Below are 17,653 nucleotides of genomic sequence, written 5' to 3'. Positions count from 1 at the left end.
GCCGACGGTCATCCGCTCGTCCCGGGCCGGCCGACACGGCCAGCCCGGTGCCGGTGGGAACGCCCTCGGGGCGGAACCACGAGATCCACACTCGCGGGGAGCGCCACGCCGCCGGCGCATCCTGGCTCGCCGGCGCCCCACCAGCCCGCGAGCTGACCTCCCGGGTCGCCGGTCCTGTCGCGGCTCCTCCACAGGACCTGTTCCCGCACGGTCCGCCCGGGGGCCGGGAGGTCCGGGGCCCCTCGCCGGGGCCCGCCCCTCCCCTCGACCCCGCCCCGTGGCCCGCCCCGCCGCCCTGTGGGGGCCCAGCCCCCTCCGACAGCGTTCTCGTCGGACGGGGGCCCTCGTTTGACGACGTCCGACTGGAACCACCTGGTGCTGGCCGCTCCCATTCGGCCGCCCCCTATTCCGCCACCACGCTTTTCCCCGCGCACCCGTTGACGCCGATGCGGATCCGGGTGAGCTCGTCGATCGCGTGTTCTCCTCGAGCCGGGAGAGGACAACGAGCACACCCGGGCCAGGAGCGTCACCGAATCCACCGGCCCCGGTCGGGGCCGAGGAGCCCGGGCGGGTTGATCCTCGGCCGAATTCCGTGCCCAGGGCTGGGGAGGCCCCGGAGTCGATGTGGGTTTTCCCGCACTCGCCGGGCCGTGCCGGGATGCCGGCCAGCAAAGCGAAGGGAGCAGGCGGCGGCCCGGTTCGCGGCCCAGGTGACGATGTCCGCTTCGCCCAGCGCATTTCGTGATGGACGGTTCTGGATCTGATGGGGGTCGGACCGGTCGCCGTCGCGGTCCGCACCTTTCGACCCACCGAGCGGCGACCCATTCTCGGGACGGGACCCCCGATCGGCAGGGCTCTGGGCGGCAGCGCACACCATCCCAAACGGCGCCCGTTTCACCGCACCCCCATTCCACCGGGTGGCACACGCCGTTCTGGTCCGCCCGGTCGACCACGGGCCCGGATAGCGCGGGATTGCCGACGAGCCGGGGGCTCCCACTGCGGGTGCCGGCGGACGCTTTTTATCGGGAGAACGGCGGGCGGTGGCGTTTGCGGCGCGGACGGAACACTGTCGAGCACCTCGCGAGCGGGCCACGGGTTTCCGGTTAATCGCACTGTTCACGGCATGGTTTGCCCTCCCCCGGCGAGTGACTTCGGACTAGCTGACACCCGACCTCTTACGTGTTGTGTGCGAATAAGAACTTCCGTGCTATTCTCGCTATCACGCGCTCACGATGCGTTATCAGCGCACTGTCCGACACGTTCCACACCCCGGCTTCGGTCACAAAGGCACCGCCGCGAGCCGCCGCCGGGAGGGTTCGCGGGGCGGGTGGGCGCGTACCGAAGCAACATCGGATGACAGCACGGCGACCGGTTCGAACAGGCCGAGTTCGCCAACCACGACGAAAAGGAAAAGATCGTTTCGGGGGCGGACTTCCTCCCGAATTGGTTCCGTGCTGCCGTCTTCAGGCACTGGACAACGGCCGAACACGACGGTCAACAACCATCCGAGAGCACCGAACCCGCTGGTCAGCAGCCCTGCGGCGGATTGGTGCACAGATCGGGACAGCCGTCGGGTCGCGCCACGCGGGAAGGCGGATGGAAAGGATGCCCACCGTGGATGACCTGCTGAAACGAATGATGGACCGTGGCTTCCTGTTCATGCCGGCGCCGGGAGATGCCGAGGTGCCCCACACCCTGATGGCGTCCTTTGGCTGGCCGGGCTACATCGACTGGATTCATATCCGGGGCGAGGACGACGCCACGGCCTGCCGGTTCCGGGACGAACGCGGAGACGGCCGTGACCGGCCCGCGGGAAGGGTGGTGTGGAAGTACGAGGGCACTTTCGCGGACACGGCGATCGAGCTGCTGTGCCTCCCCGATCCGGGGGAACGGAACTCGCCTTACCGGATCACGTCCCCGCCCAGCGCGTTGTGGCTTCCGGAATGGCCGCGCATACCCGAACCCCGCCGGCCCTGACGATCCGACGCCGGCACCACCCGTCCGAACTCGCCAGCCCGGACCGGAGATCGGATCCGCCCGGAATGCCGGAAGTCCCCCGGGCGGACCGGGGGCAATGCGCGGCTCCTGGACACGGCCACGCGAGCCCGACCAGCGAAAAGGCGCCAGCACCCGACATCGCCGAGCTGATGCCGGCAACTTCCCCACCCGCCCTCTTTTCGGCGGACCGGTGACCGCCCCGGTGCGGCCAACGCGGATTCGCTTCCGCCACCGAGTCGTTCTCCACCCCTACTGGTCGCGTGCCCGGACCGCGAACGCGCCCGGGCACGCGACCTCGTCGTGCGCGCGATCAATTCGCATCCGGCGACATTGTCGAGCTCCGCCGAACGGTCCATCGGAGAACGGCGCCGTGCCGCCGGCCCCCGGAAACCGGGATCCGAATAGGGGGAAGCCCGCCGGGGAACCACCCGGAGTGGCCGCTGGTGTGGTCGGGTCCCACCGACCACACCGCTGTTTTCGTTCCGGATCCCTGGCGCGGCCCGCCGAACGCGGTCGGCCCCGATGAGGACGCGGAGTCCCGTGATCGGGGAGTTCGTCACGAGCGGTGTTCCCAGGTGGCGTGGCGGTCACGTGACCAGCGCACCGCTGACGAAAAGGGCGAATGCCGGCACGCTCACTTTCCTCACTTTCCTCTCACATTCGAATGAGCATTGCCGTCCCTTGCGGCCTCCGCCCCGGCGCGTCCGCGTCCCTGCCCACCCGCCCGGACCTCCCTGCCCTACCCCGCCACCGGACCCCCACCCACTCATCAGATGTCTTTGCCCCTTCCACTGGCGAGCTGGAACACCTGATCCCGGGTCCACCACGGGTCCGGCCACTGATCGGCGGGTGTCCGGTCCTGGCCAAGGCCGGACAGACACCGGATGTCTCTCGACACGGCTTGTAGCGTCGAACCACGAGGGTCGCTGGTCCCCGCTGTCCCGGGTTCGATCGGGCTCCGAGGGCCGGGGGCCGCCTCGCCATCACGATCGAGCAGCCCGCCCGTGACGTCGGGCGGGCCACCGGAGGTGCGGATGCGACGAGTCGCCCAGGTCATCCGGGTTCGCCCCGAGATGCTCGCCGAGTACCGCCGCCTGCACGAGGAGGTCTGGCCCGCCGTACTCGATCGGATCCGGCACGCCAACATCCGCAACTACTCGATCCACCTGCGGGACGACCTGTTGTTCTCCTATTTCGAGTACCACGGGACGGACCTGGCGGCCGATCTGGCGTCGATGGCCGAGGACCCGGTCACCCAGCGGTGGTGGCGGCTGACCGACCCCTGCCAGCGTCCGCTGGCGAGCGCGGGACCCGGCGAGTGGTGGGCGCCGGCCGAACAGGTTTTCCTGATGGAGGAGTGAGATGTCCCAGTCGACGTTCCCGCAGGACTTCACCGGACTGGTGGCCGTGGTGACCGGAGGGGTCTCCGGCATCGGGCTGGCGACGGGCCAGCTCCTCGCCGCCCGGGGCGCCACCGTGATCGCGCTCGACAGGGCGGGCCGCGCACCGGAACCCCTGACGACCGTGCACGCCGACGTCACCGACGACGAGTCGGTGCGGGCCGCGGTGACCTCGGTCGTGGCCCGCCACGACCGGCTGGACGTGCTCGTGAACAACGCCGGGATCGGCGCGGCCGGCACGGTCGAGGACAACCCGGACGCGGAGTGGGCACGGGTGTTCGACGTCAACGTGACCGGGGTCGCCCGTGTCTCCCGGGCGGCGCTCCCCCACCTGCGCCACTCCCCCGCCGCGTCGATCGTGAACACCTGCTCGATCGCGGCGACGGCCGGGCTCCCGCACCGCGCGCTGTACTCGGCCTCGAAGGGCGCCGTCCTCGCGCTGACGCGGGCGATGGCCGTCGATCACCTCGCGGACGGGGTCCGGGTGAACTGCGTGAACCCGGGGACCGTCGACACCCCGTGGGTGGCTCGGCTGCTCGACGCGGCCGAGGACCCGGTGGCGGAACGGGCGGCCCTGGAGGCTCGGCAACCACTGGGCCGGCTCGTGTCGGCGGACGAGGTGGCCTTCGCCGTCGCGTCGCTGGCCAGCCCACTCGCGGGTTCCACCACCGGGACGGCCCTGGAGGTGGACGGTGGGATGGCGGGTCTGCGTCCACGCCCCCGCGTCAGGGGCGGCTCCCGGTGACGGGTGGTGAGGCGAGGACGGCCAGCCGGGGAGGCTGGCGGCTCCGGAGCTCGGGGATCGGCCGGGTCGGTTTCGGGGCGGCGGCGCTGGGCGGGCTCTACGCGGAGGTGTCCGACGAGGAGGCGGAGCGGACGCTCGAGACCGCCTGGCGGTGCGGGCTCCGCTACTTCGACGTCGCGCCCCACTACGGCGCGGGCCGGGCCGAACGCCGGCTCGGCGCGTTCCTCAGCGATCTGCCGCGTCACGAGTTCGCGGTGTCCACCAAGGTGGGTCGCCTGCTGGTCGCGGACGGCGGTGCCCGGGAGACGTCCATGTTCGCCGGGGAGCCCGCGCTGCGCCGGGTGCGCGACTACTCCGCGACCGGGGTGCGCCGCTCGCTCACCGAGAGCCTCGAACGGACCGGCCTGGACCGCTTCGACCTGGTTCTCATCCACGACCCCGACGACTTCGCCCGGGACGCCCTCGACCACGCCTACCCGGAGCTGGAGCGGTTGCGGTCCGAGGGGGTCGTACGGGCCATCGGGGTGGGGATGAACCACACCCCGCTGCTCAGCCGGTTCGTCAGCGATACCGACATCGACGCGGTGCTCGTCGCCGGCCGCTACAGCCTCCTGGACCGCACGGCCGGGACCGACCTGCTGCCCGCCTGCGCCCGGCGCGGAGTCGACGTGATCGTGGGCGGGGTGTTCAACAGCGGCATCCTCGCCGACCCCAGGCCGGGTGCGACGTTCGACTACGCACCGGCCCCCGAACCGGTGCTGCGCCGCGCGCGGCGGCTGGCGGCGGCGTGCCGGCGCTGGGACGTGCCCCTCGTCGCGGCGGCGCTCCGGTTCCCGCTCCGCGACCCCGCCGTGAGCAGCGTCCTGGTCGGCATGCGATCGGCTCGGGAGGTGCGGGAGAACGTGGACCTGCTCGCCACCCCTGTCCCGGCCGGGCTGTGGGCCGAGTTGGACGCCATCGCGTCCGGGGAGGCGGCGGAGGCGCCCGGCCCGGGGGAGGAGGCCGCCGCCCGGCCGTGGCCGGGTCTCGGGGCGGCCCGGCACACGGTGCTCGGCTCCGGAACGACCGAGGCGGGTGCACGACCCGGCGAGCCCGTCGTGGACGGCCCGGGACGAGGTGGCCGCCACGGCGAGGCGGAGCGCGCCGCTCCCCCGGCCGACCCGCCGGCGGGTCGGGTGGACGCCCACCACCACGTGTGGCGGCTGGGCGACCGCCCGCAGCCGTGGATCGACCCGGTCGGGATGGCGGCGATCCACCGGGACTTCACCCTGGGCGACCTCCGGCCCGTCGCCGAGGCGCGCGGTGTGACCGCGACGGTGCTCGTGCAGACAGTTCCGGACCCGGGCGAGACCGAGGAGCTGCTGGCCCTGGCCGACTCGGACGACCTCGTGTCCGGCGTGGTCGGCTGGGTCGACCTGGCCGGCGGTGGTGTGGCGGACGAGCTGGAACGGCTCCGGGGCCTGCCGGGTGGCCGCCGGTTGGTCGGGGTCCGCCACGGAGTCCAGGACGAGGTCGACGAGCGGTGGCTGTGCCGGCCGGAGGTGCGGCGGGGGCTGCGGGCCGTGGCCGACGCGGGCCTGGTCTTCGACCTGCTCACCCTGCCCCGGCAGCTCCCGGCCGCCGTCGAGACCGTCTCCGCGTCGCCGGACCTGACCTTCGTGCTGGACCACCTGTCCAAGCCGGCGATCGCCCGTGGCGCGGTGCGGGACTGGGAGTCGGACCTCCGCCGCCTCGCCCGCTCGCCCAACGTCTGCTGCAAGCTCTCCGGGCTGGTCACGGAGGCCGATCACGAGCGGTGGTCGGTGGAGGACCTCCGCCCGTACGTCACGGTCGCCCTGGACGCCTTCGGACCGCACCGGGTGCTGTTCGGTTCGGACTGGCCGGTCTGCCTGCTCACGGCGGAGTACGGCACGGTCGTGGCGACCGCGGAGGAGCTCACCCGGGAGTTGGGCGCGGCCGAACGCGCGGCGGTGTTCGGGGGGACGGCGCGGCGGGTCTACGGGCTGGGGGCGGGCTGAGCGGCGGCTACTCCGCCACCGGCGTGGAGGTGGACGGCTCCGGGTGGTCGGCGGTTCGGCGGCGGCGGCGGCGGTGCGGCGCGGCCCCGCCAGCGCCGGCCGTGCGCGCCCTCCCACCGGCTGAGGACGCCGCGCGGCGGGCGCCCTGGCACCCGGGACACGCACCGGCGGGGGGTGGCGCGCCATCGAGATGGCGGGCGCCGCACCCCCTGGTCCGCCCACGGGGCGCGTTCCGCTCCGGGCTGGAGCCGGGGCGCGCTGGCGTCGCGGGGCGCCTGGTCGGGACCACCCCGCGCTCGGGGTGGGGTGCCCGCCGGCCTCCCGACCCGCGACACCGCGAACCCGGTCGGGCGTCCCGGCCTCAGACCTCGCCGTCGGGCGGGAGGTCGAGGGTGGGCAGCGCGAACTCGACGACCGCTCGTTGCCTGGCGGCCGCCGCCTGCCGGCTGCCCCGACGCCCCCATCCCAACAGGTCACCGACCCGGCGGGGGTCCACCAGCAGGCGGCGGTACGTCCGCCCGTTGTCCAGGTCCGGCGCCACCGGGTGGATCCGCGTGATCAGCGCCACCATCCTGACCTGCGCGTAGCGGTGGGTGCCGCCGTCCACCACGAGCTGGTACCCGAGGTAGCGAGGCGCCCCGATCTCCAGGGTGACCTCCTCCCAGGTCTCCCGGCGCAGGGTGGCGGCCGGGTCCGCGTCCTCGAGTTCCCGTTTGCCACCGGGCAGGCCGTGCCGGGCGCCGTCGACCCGGAGAAACGCGCGCCCGTCCGGCGCGAAGAGGAAGCCGTGCACCTGACGGACGGGGAGGTCGGGCGGGGGAGCCGCCCGGTACCACCTGAGCCGCACCACGGGCACCTCCTCGACCGCCGTCCTCCCGCAACCATCGGTCGCCCCGGGCGGGGGCTTGACGGGTGGGGCCGTGCGCGGGCTCAGAGCGCCGCGACCGCCGCGTAGGTGCCCGAGCGGTGCGGTTCGTCGTCGAGCAGTTCCCGGCCGTCCGGCCGCCACAGGGGTGTCCAGACCAGGCCCGGTTCCACCAGCTGGGTGCCGTCCAACAACGCCCGCACCTCCGCCTTCGTGCGATGGGCCACCGGGTTGGGTGAGTCGCCGAACAGACGTCTCAGCTCGGCCACGAGGTGGGGGTTCGCCTGGTCCGAGGTGGTGTGGGAGAGCACCAGCACGCTGCCCGGGGGGAGGCGGTCCCGGTAGGCGGCGATGATCGCGGCGGGATCGTCCTGGTCGGACACGTAGTGCAGCACCGCGACCATCATCAGGGCGACCGGCTGGTCGAGGTCGAGTTGCCGCCGGGTCTCGGGCGCCGCGAGTACCCCTCGGACGTCACGCATGTCGGCCGGGACGATGTCGGCGCGATCGTTGTCGCGCAGGATCTGCCGGGTGTGGCTGACCGCGACCGGCTCGTTGTCGACGTAGACCACGCGGGCGTCGGGGGCGGCGGTCTGCGCGATCTCGTGCACGTTGCCCTCGGTGGGGATGCCGGAGCCGAGGTCGAGGAACTGCCGAACGCCCTGGTCGAGGCAGTAGCGCACGGCGCGGCGGAGGAAGGCGCGGTTCGTCCTCCCGACCAGCGGCGCGTCGGGGTCGATCTCCGCGAGCCGGTCGAAGGCGTCCCGGTCGATCGCGAAGTTGTGCGCCCCGCCGAGGGCGTAGTCGTACATGCGCGCGGGGTTGGGTTGGGAGAGGTCCACGCCGGGCGGGCCCTGTTCCATGCTGACCTCCGTGTCGATGTCGGCACTCACAGTATGCGCGTTCATCCGATCACGCAGCACCCTGTGAGCACCGATCACCCTCGGTCGAGACTCCACCCCGAAACTGGTCACCCTCGGTGATAACTGGTGTACGCACCGGGTGACTCCAACCCGGGAGTCGCGAGGGGCCCCGCCGCGGGCCGACCACGACCCCCGGGTCTCCCACCGAGTCCCTGTCGTCCCCGGGCAACCGGGGCTGGCCAGCTCACGGCACCGTCCACCCGCGATCGCGGCGGGGTGCGGGCCGAGGGTGCCGCCCGCAGGCCCGGCGGTCAGCGGTCGAGGTGCTCGACCACGGCCGAGGAGATCTCCCGGGTCTTGCCGGACAGCCGCCCGGCGGTTCCCGCCGCGTTGACCGCCTTCTCGATGGCGGTGGCCTGTTCCTCGAACCCGATCTCGCGCAGCAGCAGGGCCGCGGACAGGATCGACCCCGTGGGGTTGGCCACCCCCAGCCCCGCGATGTCCGGTGCGGACCCGTGCACCGGCTCGAACAACCCCGGGTGCTGGTTGTCCGGGGCGATGTTGGCCGAGGGCAGGAACCCGATGCCGCCCGCCACCGCCCCACCGAGGTCGGTGACCAGGTCACCGAACAGGTTGTCGGTGACGGCCACGTCGAAACGCCCCGGGTCCTGGACCAGGTGAATGCAGGTCGCGTCGGCGTGCTGGTAGGCCACCTCGACCTGGGGGAAGCGCTGGTGCTGCTCCTCGACGACCTTCGCCCACAGCCTCCCGGCGTGGGTCAGCACGTTCGTCTTGTGGATCCAGGTCAGGTGACCGCGTCGCGCCGCGGCGAGCTCGAAGGCGTACCGCACCGCCCTGGTCACGGCCCTCCTGGTGTTCACCGAGTCCTGGAGCGCCAACTCGTCGGGGGTGTCGACGCGGAACGACCCCCCGGTCCCCGCGTAGGGCCCCTCGGTGTTCTCCCGCACGAAGACCATGTCCACGCTCTCGGCGTTCGCCGCGCGCAACGGGCTCCTGGCACCGGGGAGGAGGCGGACCGGCCTCAGGTTGACACCCAGGTCGTAGCGGAACCGCAGCCTGAGCAGGATGTCGCGTTCCAACACGCCGGAGGGGACGGCCGGGTCGCCGACGGCCCCGAGCAGGATGCCCGCGCTGGTGTCGAGGCGCTCGAGTTCCTCCTCTCCGATGAGGTCCTCCCCTCGGTGCCACCGGCCCGAGTTGATGCCGAACTCCTCGAACTCGACCGGAGCCCCGGTCGCCTCGACGACGGCGATCGCCTCGCTGGTCACCTCGGGCCCGATGCCGTCGCCGGGGATGACGGCCACTCGCTTGCTCGTCACGCGTGTCTCTCTCCTTCGTCGTGCTGGCGCCTCGCGGCGCGGCAGGGCCGCCCGGGCACGGCGGCCCACCTCCCCGGACGGGCGCGGCGCCGGCGGAGCGGAGGCGGAGACCGTGTGCCGAGAACGGGGAACGCGGCCCGGTCGACGCTCTCCTCGGTCTGGGACGACGCGCCCGCGCGGTTCCGCCACCGTAGGGGCACCGCCCCCCGCAACCGAAGCCCAGCCGCGCGTTCGAGCTGACCGGGTGAGGAACAGCCCCACCTGTTCACCCGGTCGGGGGAGTACGGCGGGCGGGACCACCCGCCGCGCCGCCGGGCGGCGGACGCGGCGGCTCGGGCCAGCGCGGACCGCTGATCGCTCCCACCCGGCTCACCCGGGGGGAGGCCCCGACGGATGCTCGTGGCTCACGAGCACGCCCGACGGAGTGCCGGAACCCTGTTCACGGGAACGACGTCGTCGCGCGGGGCGACCGGGTGGCACGAGCCCACGGCCGTCCCCGGTCGTGCGCCGGAGCCCCGCCTGGCCGAAGCGGGGAGGAACGCCGCCGCCTGGGTCATCCCGGCCACGGTCGCCGAGGGGCGCCGTGGTCCGAGGACGGCGGCCTCGGCCGACCGCCTACGTGTCCCCCGCCCGCCCGGCGGCGACGGCCCGCCGGCCCCGCCACTCGTTGAGCGCCACCGCGAGGATGATCACCGCTCCCTGGATCGCCTGCTGCCAGTAGGCGCTCACCTGGAGGGCGATCAGGCCGTTGGTGATCAGGCTGAGCAGCACCGCGCCGAGCACCGCGCCGAGCACCGTTCCTCGGCCGCCGAACAGGCTCGCGCCGCCGATGACGACGGCACCGATCGCGGTCAACTCGTAACCGACTCCGGTGCTGGGCTGGGCCACCGACAGCCGCGCGGTCTCCAACAGGCTCGACAGGGCGGCCAGCGAGCCCGCGACCACGTAGACGAACATCTTGACCCGTTGGACCCGGATCCCGGAGAGGACCGCGGCGGGTTCGTTCGACCCGGTGAAGTAGACGTGCCGCCCGATCGTCGTCCTGGTCAGGACCAGGTGCGCCACGACCGCGACCACCAGCGCCACCCACACCGGCACGGGAAGGCCCAACCAGGACCCCTGCCCGATGCCCAGGAAGGGCGGAGCGAAGCCCGTCTGGGTGGAACCGCTGGTCAAGCCCAGGGCCACGCCGCGGGCGATGCCCAACATGCCCAGGGTGATGATGAAGGGCGGGACCTTCGTGAGCACGATCAGGGCGCCGTTGAGCAGCCCGCAGGCCAGACCGGTGGCCAGGGACAGCGGGATCGCGACGATGTAGGGGAGGTCCGCCGAGATCACCCAGAACCCGGTCGCCACCGAGGTCAGCGCGACGACGGAGCCCACCGAGAGGTCGATGCCGCCGGTGGCGATCACGAAGGTCATGCCCACCGCGATGATCGCGACGAGGGCGGCCTGCCTGGCCACCACGAGCAGGTTGTCGACGGTGACGAAGGTGTCGGTCCTGATCGCCAGGAAGGCCAGGATCCCCAGCACCACCAGCAGCAGCCCCGACTCCCTGCCCCGGAAGGGCCGCAGCCACGGCGAGTCGGTTCGGCGCGTGCTGGCGCCGGAGGAGCCGGTCCGGTCCGGGTCGGCGGTGGGCGTCGTGGTCGTGGACATGGTGTTCGCTCCTCAGCCCGTCGCCGGGGTGCCGATTCCGGTGGCCAGCGCCACGATGGCTTCCTCCGTGGCCTCGTCCGCGGTCAGCTCGCCCGCCGTCCGTCCGGCGGAGAGCACCACGATCCGGTCACTCATCCCGATCACCTCGGGTAGCTCGCTGGAGATCATCAGGACCGCGACGCCGGCCGCAGCGAGTTCCCGGATGATCCGGTAGATCTCCGCCTTCGCCCCGACGTCGACTCCCCGGGTCGGCTCGTCGAGCAGGAGGACCGATGGCTCGGTCGCCAGCCACTTGGCCAGCGCGACCTTCTGCTGGTTCCCGCCGGAGAGCCCTCCGACGAGGGAGTCGACGCTGGGGCACGCGATCCGCAACGAGGTGCGGAACCTGTCGGCCACGTCGCGTTCCGCCCGAGGCCGGAACCACCCCTTCGGCGCGATCGTCCTCGGGACCGTCACGGCGATGTTGCGCCGGACCGACATCTCCAGGAAGAGCCCGGTGGCCTTGCGGTCCTCGGAGAGGTAGCAGACCCCCTCCGCCAGGGCCTCCTTCGGGTGGCCGAAGCGCACCGGCCGGCCCCGCAGCAGGATCTCACCCTGGTGGGGGTCGGCGCCGAAGACGGCCCGCGCGGTCTCGGTCCGCCCCGAGCCCACCAGGCCGGCCAGGCCGACGATCTCCCCGGCGCGCACCGCCAGGGAGACGTCACGCACCCGATCCCCGGAGGAGAGGTTGCGGACCTCGAGCACGACCTCGTCCCGGGCCTGGTCGGACCGCTCCCCGTAGAGCTGGGTGATCTCCCGGCCGACCATCCTGGCGACGAGGGCGTCCGGGTCGGTGTCGTCCGCGCGCGACAGACCGGTGTGCCGCCCGTCCCGCAGCACGGTGATGCGGTCGCAGACCTCGAAGATCTCCCGCATCCGGTGGCTCACGTACACGATCGAGACGCCGGAGTCCCGCAGCCTCCTGACGACCGCGAGGAGCCGGTCCACCTCGTCCTCGGTGAGTGCCGAGGTCGGTTCGTCCATGACGATGAGCCGTGCCTTCGCGGCCAGCGCGCGGGCGACCTCGACGAGTTGCCGCCTGGCCAGGGACAGCCGTTCCACCTCGACCCACGGGTCGAGCTGGATGCCCAGCTCGGACAGCGCCGCCTCGGTCCGCCGTTCCATCTCCCGGCGGTCGAGCATCCCGAACCGGGTCGGCTCGGCGGCGACCAGGATGTTCTCGGCGACGGAGAGGTGCGGGGCGAGGGTGAGTTCCTGGTGGATCACCGCCAGCCCCAGCCGCTGGGCGTCCCGGGGGCCGCTCATCCGGACGGGACGCCCCTCGACGAGCACCTCGCCCTCGTCGGGGCTCACCACGCCGGCGAGCACCTTGAGCAGGGTGGACTTCCCGGCCCCGTTCTCACCGACCAGGCCCATCACCTCGCCGGGCCGGACCTCCAGGTCCACCGAGTCGAGGGCGCGCACGCCCGGGTAGGTCTTCACGATCCCGGTCATCCGCACCAGGGGTTCGACGCCGGGGGCCGGTGGGTCGTCCGTGGGCGGTTCCGCCTCGGGTGCCGCGCTCACGAGATGGTCCGCTCGAAGTCGGGGAGCGTCTCCTTGGTGATGGCGACGACGCCGGTGTCCAGCTCGGTCTCGTCCACGTCCGCGTCCTGGGCCATCGCGACCAGCAGTTGGAGGGCCGCCGCCGTCATCCCGTAGGGCCGCTGGGAGACGAGCAGCTGGATGCAGTCGTTGCGCATCAGATCCCTGGCCTGGGGGATCGCGTCGAAGCCCGCGACCAGCACTTCGCCGCACCGCCCCGTCTGCTGGAGGGCGGTCGCGGCTCCGGGCGCGTCGCCACCGTTGACGCCGACGATCGCCGCGACGTCGGGGTGCGCGGCCAGGATCGCCTCGGTCTTGCTGGTCGCCTCGGCGATGGCGTCGCCCGACTCCTCGATCGCGACGATCTCCACGTCGGGGTCGGCCTCGACGACCTCGCGCAACCCGGTCAGCCGCTGCTGGCTGTTCACCGCGCCGAGCGAGCCGACGATCACGGCGATCTCGCCCTCCCCGCCGATCTGCTCCAGCAGCTGCTCACCGAAGGTCCGCCCGGCGTTGGTGTTGTCGGTCCCGATGTAGCCACGAGCCTCGCTGTCGGGCACGGGCGAGTCCCAGGCGATGACCTCGATGCCCATGTCCCGCGCGGTGGCGATGGTGCCCAGGACGGACGCCGGGTCGTTCGGCGAGATCGCGATGCCCTTGGGCTGCCGGGCGAGGGCGGCCTCGAACATCTGCACCTGCTGGCCGACGTCGGTGGTCTGGGGGCCGACGAACTCCGCCCGGACCCCGAGCCGTTCCGCAGCGTCCTCCATCCCGGCCCTGGCGTCGTCCCAGTACGGGTTGTCCAACGACTTGGGCAGGAAGACGTACAGGTCGTCCGACTCACCGGAGACGTCCGGGATGCCCAGCTCGGCCGCGAGTTCCTCGGCGACCTGCTGGCTCTCCTCACCCAGGTCCTCGGCCTCGGCCCGGGTCGGCAGGTAGTCCGAGTTCGAACCACAGGCCGTGAGGGACACCGCGAGCGCGGTGCCGAGCACGGCGGTCACGAACGGTGGGACCCGCACTGCGCACTCCCTTTCCGGCCAGCCACGCCGGCCTCTTTCCTCGTTTTCCCGGTTCTCCGGCGCGGGTGGCCACCGGAATCCGGTCACACCGGAAACCGGAGAGGGACACGCTACTCCCCCACTCGCGTCACACCCGGGAGACGTGGCCGCGATCGGCCCTCTTTGCGCCTCAGCGTGCGATTCTCCACAAGCGGAAGATAATGGCGCACTCCTCGTCGACATTCGGCCGCGTTTCACCCAGAAGGAGGAGTTTCGGGCGGTGGTACGCCTGCTTCCGGCAGGACCCGCACGGCGCGGACCACCGGTCGACCACCGATGACCTGGCGCCCTCCGCCTGCGCGGATCTCGATGGCGGAGGGGCCGGCGGCTGGCAGGTCGAGGCCTCACGCCACCGCGCGAGGTGTGTTCGCCGCCGGGCCGACGCCCGGGGAACCGAATTCCCCCGCCACTCCCGGCAGTGCCGGTTCGGGGCGGGCGGAGAGTCGGGCGGAGCCACCACGTGATGCCCTCGAGTGCGTTCCGCCCGAATTCTCCGTTCCTTCCCGGGGACGCCGGAACGAATACTCCCCCACCCGAGGAATTCCATTGCTCCAAATGCCGGACAAACAGCTGGGCCGGTGGACCGTTCCGCCTTCCCGGTTCTCGCCGGTGGCGGGACGCCATGCCCCGGACGAGGGCTGGAAGCGCGCCCCGAGCCGGTCACCCCGGCGGGAGCGGAGCTCCCACCGCCCCTCGTGCCCAGCTCCGTCAGCTCCCCGCCTCTCCCGAGGCCGCGCCGCGCGGGGTCGCCGAGGCGGCCTCCGCCGGTTCGCCCGCCGCCTCCACCTGCCGCGCCTCCGCCGGCAGGAACAGCAGGCCCACCACCAGGATCACCGACAGGCCGGCGGCGGACAGGAAACCAGCCCTGATCGAGGTCGCCTCCATCAGGGGACCGAACAGCAGCGGCGCGGCGAACTGGCCCGCGAAGGTGGCGGTCCCGGTCAACGAAGCGGCCTGCGCCCGTGCGGCTGGCGGTGCGGCATCCGCGATCAGCACGGTGAGGGCGGGCATCGCCAGCCCCATGCCCAGACCGAAGACGATCACGGCGAGCAGGATGAGCGGCGGTGAGTCGGTCAGGCCGAGGCAGAGGAAGCCGCCACTCCAGCCCACCACCGCGACCCGCAGCATCGCCGGGTACCGGAGGCGTCCCCGGATCCGGGCGTACCCCAGGCCCACGAGGCTCATCGCGACCGCGAGGACCGCGCTGAAGACCGACACGACGAAGGGGTTGTGCACGCCGACCTGGGCGAGCCGTTGGGGCAGGAAGACCGCGACGACGAGCATCAACATCGCCAGTACCAGGAGCAGCCCGCAGTACGCCATCAGGCGCGGCACACGCAGCAGCGAGACCAGTCCTCCACCTCCACCGCCCCGGGCCGGCGCGGGCACCTCCGGGAGCACCACCAGGGTCGCGATCGCGATCGGGACTCCGACGAGGTAGACGGCGAACGGGCCGTGCCAGGAGACCGCGCCCGCGGCTCCCCCGATCAGCGGCCAGAGCACACCCCCCATGCTGACGGCCGTCGACCGCCATCCCACGACGCGGTCGCGGGCCGTCCCCTGGTAGAGCATGAGGACCGCCACCGTCGTCCCCGTGAAGACCGCCGCCGCCCCCAGACCGAAGACCAGGCGGGTGACCAGCAGCTGGGTGTAGGACTCGACCACCAGCCCGGCTCCCCCGGCCAAGCCGTACACCAGGAGCCCCACCACCAACGGGCGGCGCACCCCCCAGCGGTCCATGACCCATCCCACCAGGGGGCTCGCGAGCGCGATCGCCAGGGAGTGGGCGGTGAGCACCAGGCCCGCCGCCGTTCCCGTGACGGCCAGGTCGGCGCGCAGCACCTCGATCACCGGCCCCAGGATGGCGCCCGCCATCACGCTCAGGGTCGAACCGAGCAGCAGGACGACGAGGACCCCGGGCCGCTGCCCGGTCCCGAGGCGTGCTGTCGTGGTCATCAGGACTCCCATCGGCGAGGCCCCCGGGCGGCGGTTGGGGCTCGGGACCGGGGTGTGCCGCGCGGCGGCACCGTGAACCTGGCCCTGATGATCTCGCGAACGGGCACGCAGGGCACCCGATTGGTGACACGGAGCGGTCACACTTCCCGCGCGGTGCGCGCGAGCGGCTCCCCCCGGGCACGGGAGGATTCCTCCGGAGGAGGGAGTCGGGAACCGGTTGTCACCCCGACTGACGATCATCGGGGGAACGCCCTGGACGCGGTCGTCGCCACCGCCACCGGGTCCCGGGCACCTCGGGCGGCCCCCGGCCGCACCGGGCTCGGGGCGCGCGGGGCGTCGGCGCGGCGGGTGCGCCGGGAGGACCCGGCCCGTGCCGGGGACGGCGTCCGGGCGGCACCTCCGGCACCGAGCGCGGTCCACGGGACGTCCAGCGGCGCTCCGGCGGCGCTCCGGCGGCGCTCCGGCGGCTGGTCGGTCCCGCTCGGGACCGGCCCGACCGGGAGCTCCCGCCGGGTGGCGGGAGGGGCGCTGGCCCTCGCCCGTGGAACTCGCCGACCGGGAGCCGGCGCGGGCCGGAGGGAGCGGACGAGCGGTGGGGTGGTGTGTTCCGGGTGGCGGCCTCCCCGGTCCGCCGACTTTGGTGGATGGCGGGCGGGGGCACCCGGGTCATGACCCTCGGGCGCCCCCGCGCCGGCCCGGCCGCGCCTGTCCTCAGTCGCCGGAGCCGGGTATCCCGTTGGCCTTGATCACGCGGGCGAAGAACCTGCCGCTGTCCTTGACGGTCCGTTCCTGCGTCTTGTAGTCGACGTGGACGACACCGAACCGCTGGTCGTAGCCCCAGGCCCACTCGAAGTTGTCCAGCAGCGACCAGCAGCAGTACCCGCGCAGGTCGACGCCCTGCTCGATGGCGTCGTGCACGGCTCGCAGGTGCCCGTCGAGGTACCGGGTGCGGTCCTCGTCATGGACCTGGCCGTCCTCCGCCACCGTGTCCAGGTAGGCCGCGCCGTTCTCCGTGACGTAGAGCGGAACGCCCGGGTACTCCCGGTGCAGTCGCAGCAACAGGTCGGTCAGCCCCCGGGGGTCGACCGGCCAACCCATCGCGGTCCTGGGCAGGTCGCGCTCGGGATTGCTGAAGGGGGCCGCGCCCACGAGGGGTGTGGGACGTCCGTCCAGCGAGGGCGCCTCCGTCCCGCCGTGCCCGGAGACGACCTCGTCGTGGTAGAAGTTCACGCCCAACAGGTCGATCGGCTGGGAGATGAGCTTCAGGTCACCGTCCCGCACGAGTTCGGAGAACCCGAACTGGTCGAACTGCGTGTGGGCGTCCTCCGGGTACTCGCCCCGGAACAGCGGATCGAGGAAGACGCGGTTGCGCACGAGGTCCACCCGCCTGGCGGCGGCGACGTCCACCGGGTCGTCCGGGTCCGCCGGCACGATGGGCGCGGGGTTCAGCGTGATGCCCAGCTTGACGTCGGGCCGCCGCGCCCTGATCAGCGCCGTGCCGAGACCGTGGGCCACCAGCAGGTGGTGCACGGCGGCGACCGCGGCGTCCGGCTCGGTCCGCCCCGGGGCGTGCTCTCCGGAGGCGTACCCGAGGAACGCCGCGCAGAAGGGCTCGTTCAGCGTGGTCCAGTAGGGCACCCGGTCACCGAGCGCGGTGACCACCGTGTCGGCGTACTCGGCGAAGCGGTAGGCGGTGTCCCGGTTCGTCCACCCGCCCCGTTCCTCCAGGGCCTGCGGGAGGTCCCAGTGGTAGAGGGTGATCCACGGAACGATGTCGCGTTCCAGCAGCTCGTCGACCAGACCCCGGTAGAAGTCCAGGCCCCGCTGGTTGACCGACCCACCGTCCGGTCGCACCCGCGGCCACGCGACGGAGAACCGGTAGGTGGCCAGTCCGAGATCCGCCATCAGCGCGACGTCCTCGGACACCCGGCGGTAGTGGTCCGCCGCCGGATCACCGGTGTCCGCGTTGGCCACCGCGCCGGGTTTCCTGCAGAGGACGTCCCAGATGGAGTCGGTGCGCCCGTCGGCGGTGGTGGAGCCCTCGATCTGGAAGGACGCGGTGGACGCTCCCCAGAGGAATCCCTCCGGGAACGTGATGGCGGCCGAACTCGCGGCCGGGTCCTGGGCAGTGTGTTCCGTCATCTCGTTGTGGGGGCGCGCCGTC

At 72.9% G+C, this 17,653-nt stretch carries 12 protein-coding genes; 4 read left to right on the top strand and 8 right to left on the bottom strand.

Annotated elements, in window-relative coordinates:
• The first annotated feature begins 1,614 nt into the window (after positions 1-1,614).
• The 4 genes from C1701_RS18005 (at position 1,615) to C1701_RS27675 (ending at position 6,161) form a co-directional block, all read left to right on the top strand.
• Entirely contained in the window at positions 1,615-1,977 is a 363-nt protein-coding gene (locus C1701_RS18005) for a hypothetical protein (protein ID WP_155886102.1), read from the top strand.
• 1,055 nt (positions 1,978-3,032) lie between these two features.
• Positions 3,033-3,359 (top strand): L-rhamnose mutarotase, encoded by a 327-nt coding sequence (locus C1701_RS18000; RefSeq protein WP_026418572.1) that lies wholly within the window; start codon positions 3,033-3,035, stop codon positions 3,357-3,359.
• A 1-nt stretch (position 3,360) separates the two neighbouring features.
• A complete protein-coding gene (locus C1701_RS17995; RefSeq protein WP_026418573.1) occupies positions 3,361-4,143 on the top strand; it encodes an SDR family NAD(P)-dependent oxidoreductase in 783 nt (260 codons plus the stop codon).
• Positions 4,140-6,161: an aldo/keto reductase gene (locus C1701_RS27675; protein WP_337661801.1), complete on the top strand. Its 2,022-nt coding sequence runs from the start codon at positions 4,140-4,142 to the stop codon at positions 6,159-6,161. The genes C1701_RS17995 and C1701_RS27675 overlap by 4 nt, the downstream gene beginning before the upstream one ends.
• Before the next feature lie 361 nt (positions 6,162-6,522).
• Here the strand turns inward: C1701_RS27675 and C1701_RS17980 are convergent, their stop codons facing one another.
• The 8 genes from C1701_RS17980 to C1701_RS17945 form a co-directional block, all read right to left on the bottom strand.
• Positions 6,523-7,011: an NUDIX domain-containing protein gene (locus C1701_RS17980; RefSeq protein ID WP_026418574.1), complete on the bottom strand. Its 489-nt coding sequence runs from the start codon at positions 7,009-7,011 to the stop codon at positions 6,523-6,525.
• An 80-nt stretch (positions 7,012-7,091) separates the two neighbouring features.
• A complete protein-coding gene (locus tag C1701_RS17975; RefSeq protein WP_245588768.1) occupies positions 7,092-7,934 on the bottom strand; it encodes an SAM-dependent methyltransferase in 843 nt (280 codons plus the stop codon).
• A gap of 266 nt (positions 7,935-8,200) precedes the next feature.
• Positions 8,201-9,229, bottom strand: a complete 1,029-nt coding sequence (locus C1701_RS17970) for a 3-isopropylmalate dehydrogenase (protein WP_035274340.1) — start codon at positions 9,227-9,229, stop codon at positions 8,201-8,203.
• A 615-nt stretch (positions 9,230-9,844) separates the two neighbouring features.
• Entirely contained in the window at positions 9,845-10,888 is a 1,044-nt protein-coding gene (locus C1701_RS17965) for an ABC transporter permease (RefSeq protein ID WP_035291908.1), read from the bottom strand.
• A gap of 12 nt (positions 10,889-10,900) precedes the next feature.
• The gene (locus C1701_RS17960) at positions 10,901-12,454 is read right to left on the bottom strand and encodes a sugar ABC transporter ATP-binding protein (RefSeq protein WP_051313880.1); all 1,554 of its coding nucleotides are present in this window, start codon (positions 12,452-12,454) and stop codon (positions 10,901-10,903) included.
• A complete protein-coding gene (locus tag C1701_RS27670) occupies positions 12,451-13,494 on the bottom strand; it encodes a sugar-binding protein (RefSeq protein ID WP_337661800.1) in 1,044 nt (347 codons plus the stop codon). Before C1701_RS27670 ends, C1701_RS17960 begins: the two co-directional genes overlap by 4 nt.
• 747 nt (positions 13,495-14,241) lie before the next feature.
• Positions 14,242-15,489, bottom strand: coding sequence for an MFS transporter (locus C1701_RS17950; RefSeq protein WP_103057090.1), 1,248 nt, complete (start codon positions 15,487-15,489; stop codon positions 14,242-14,244).
• A gap of 711 nt (positions 15,490-16,200) precedes the next feature.
• A complete protein-coding gene (locus tag C1701_RS17945; RefSeq protein ID WP_026418579.1) occupies positions 16,201-17,631 on the bottom strand; it encodes a GH1 family beta-glucosidase in 1,431 nt (476 codons plus the stop codon).
• Positions 17,632-17,653: the final 22 nt, after the last annotated feature.

The organism is Actinoalloteichus sp. AHMU CJ021, assembly GCF_002895405.1.
Classification (GTDB): Bacteria; Actinomycetota; Actinomycetes; order Mycobacteriales; family Pseudonocardiaceae; genus Actinoalloteichus_B; species Actinoalloteichus_B caeruleus.
The sequence above is the reverse complement of the archived record's forward strand: the minus strand, read 5'-3'. Positions and strand labels throughout refer to the sequence as shown.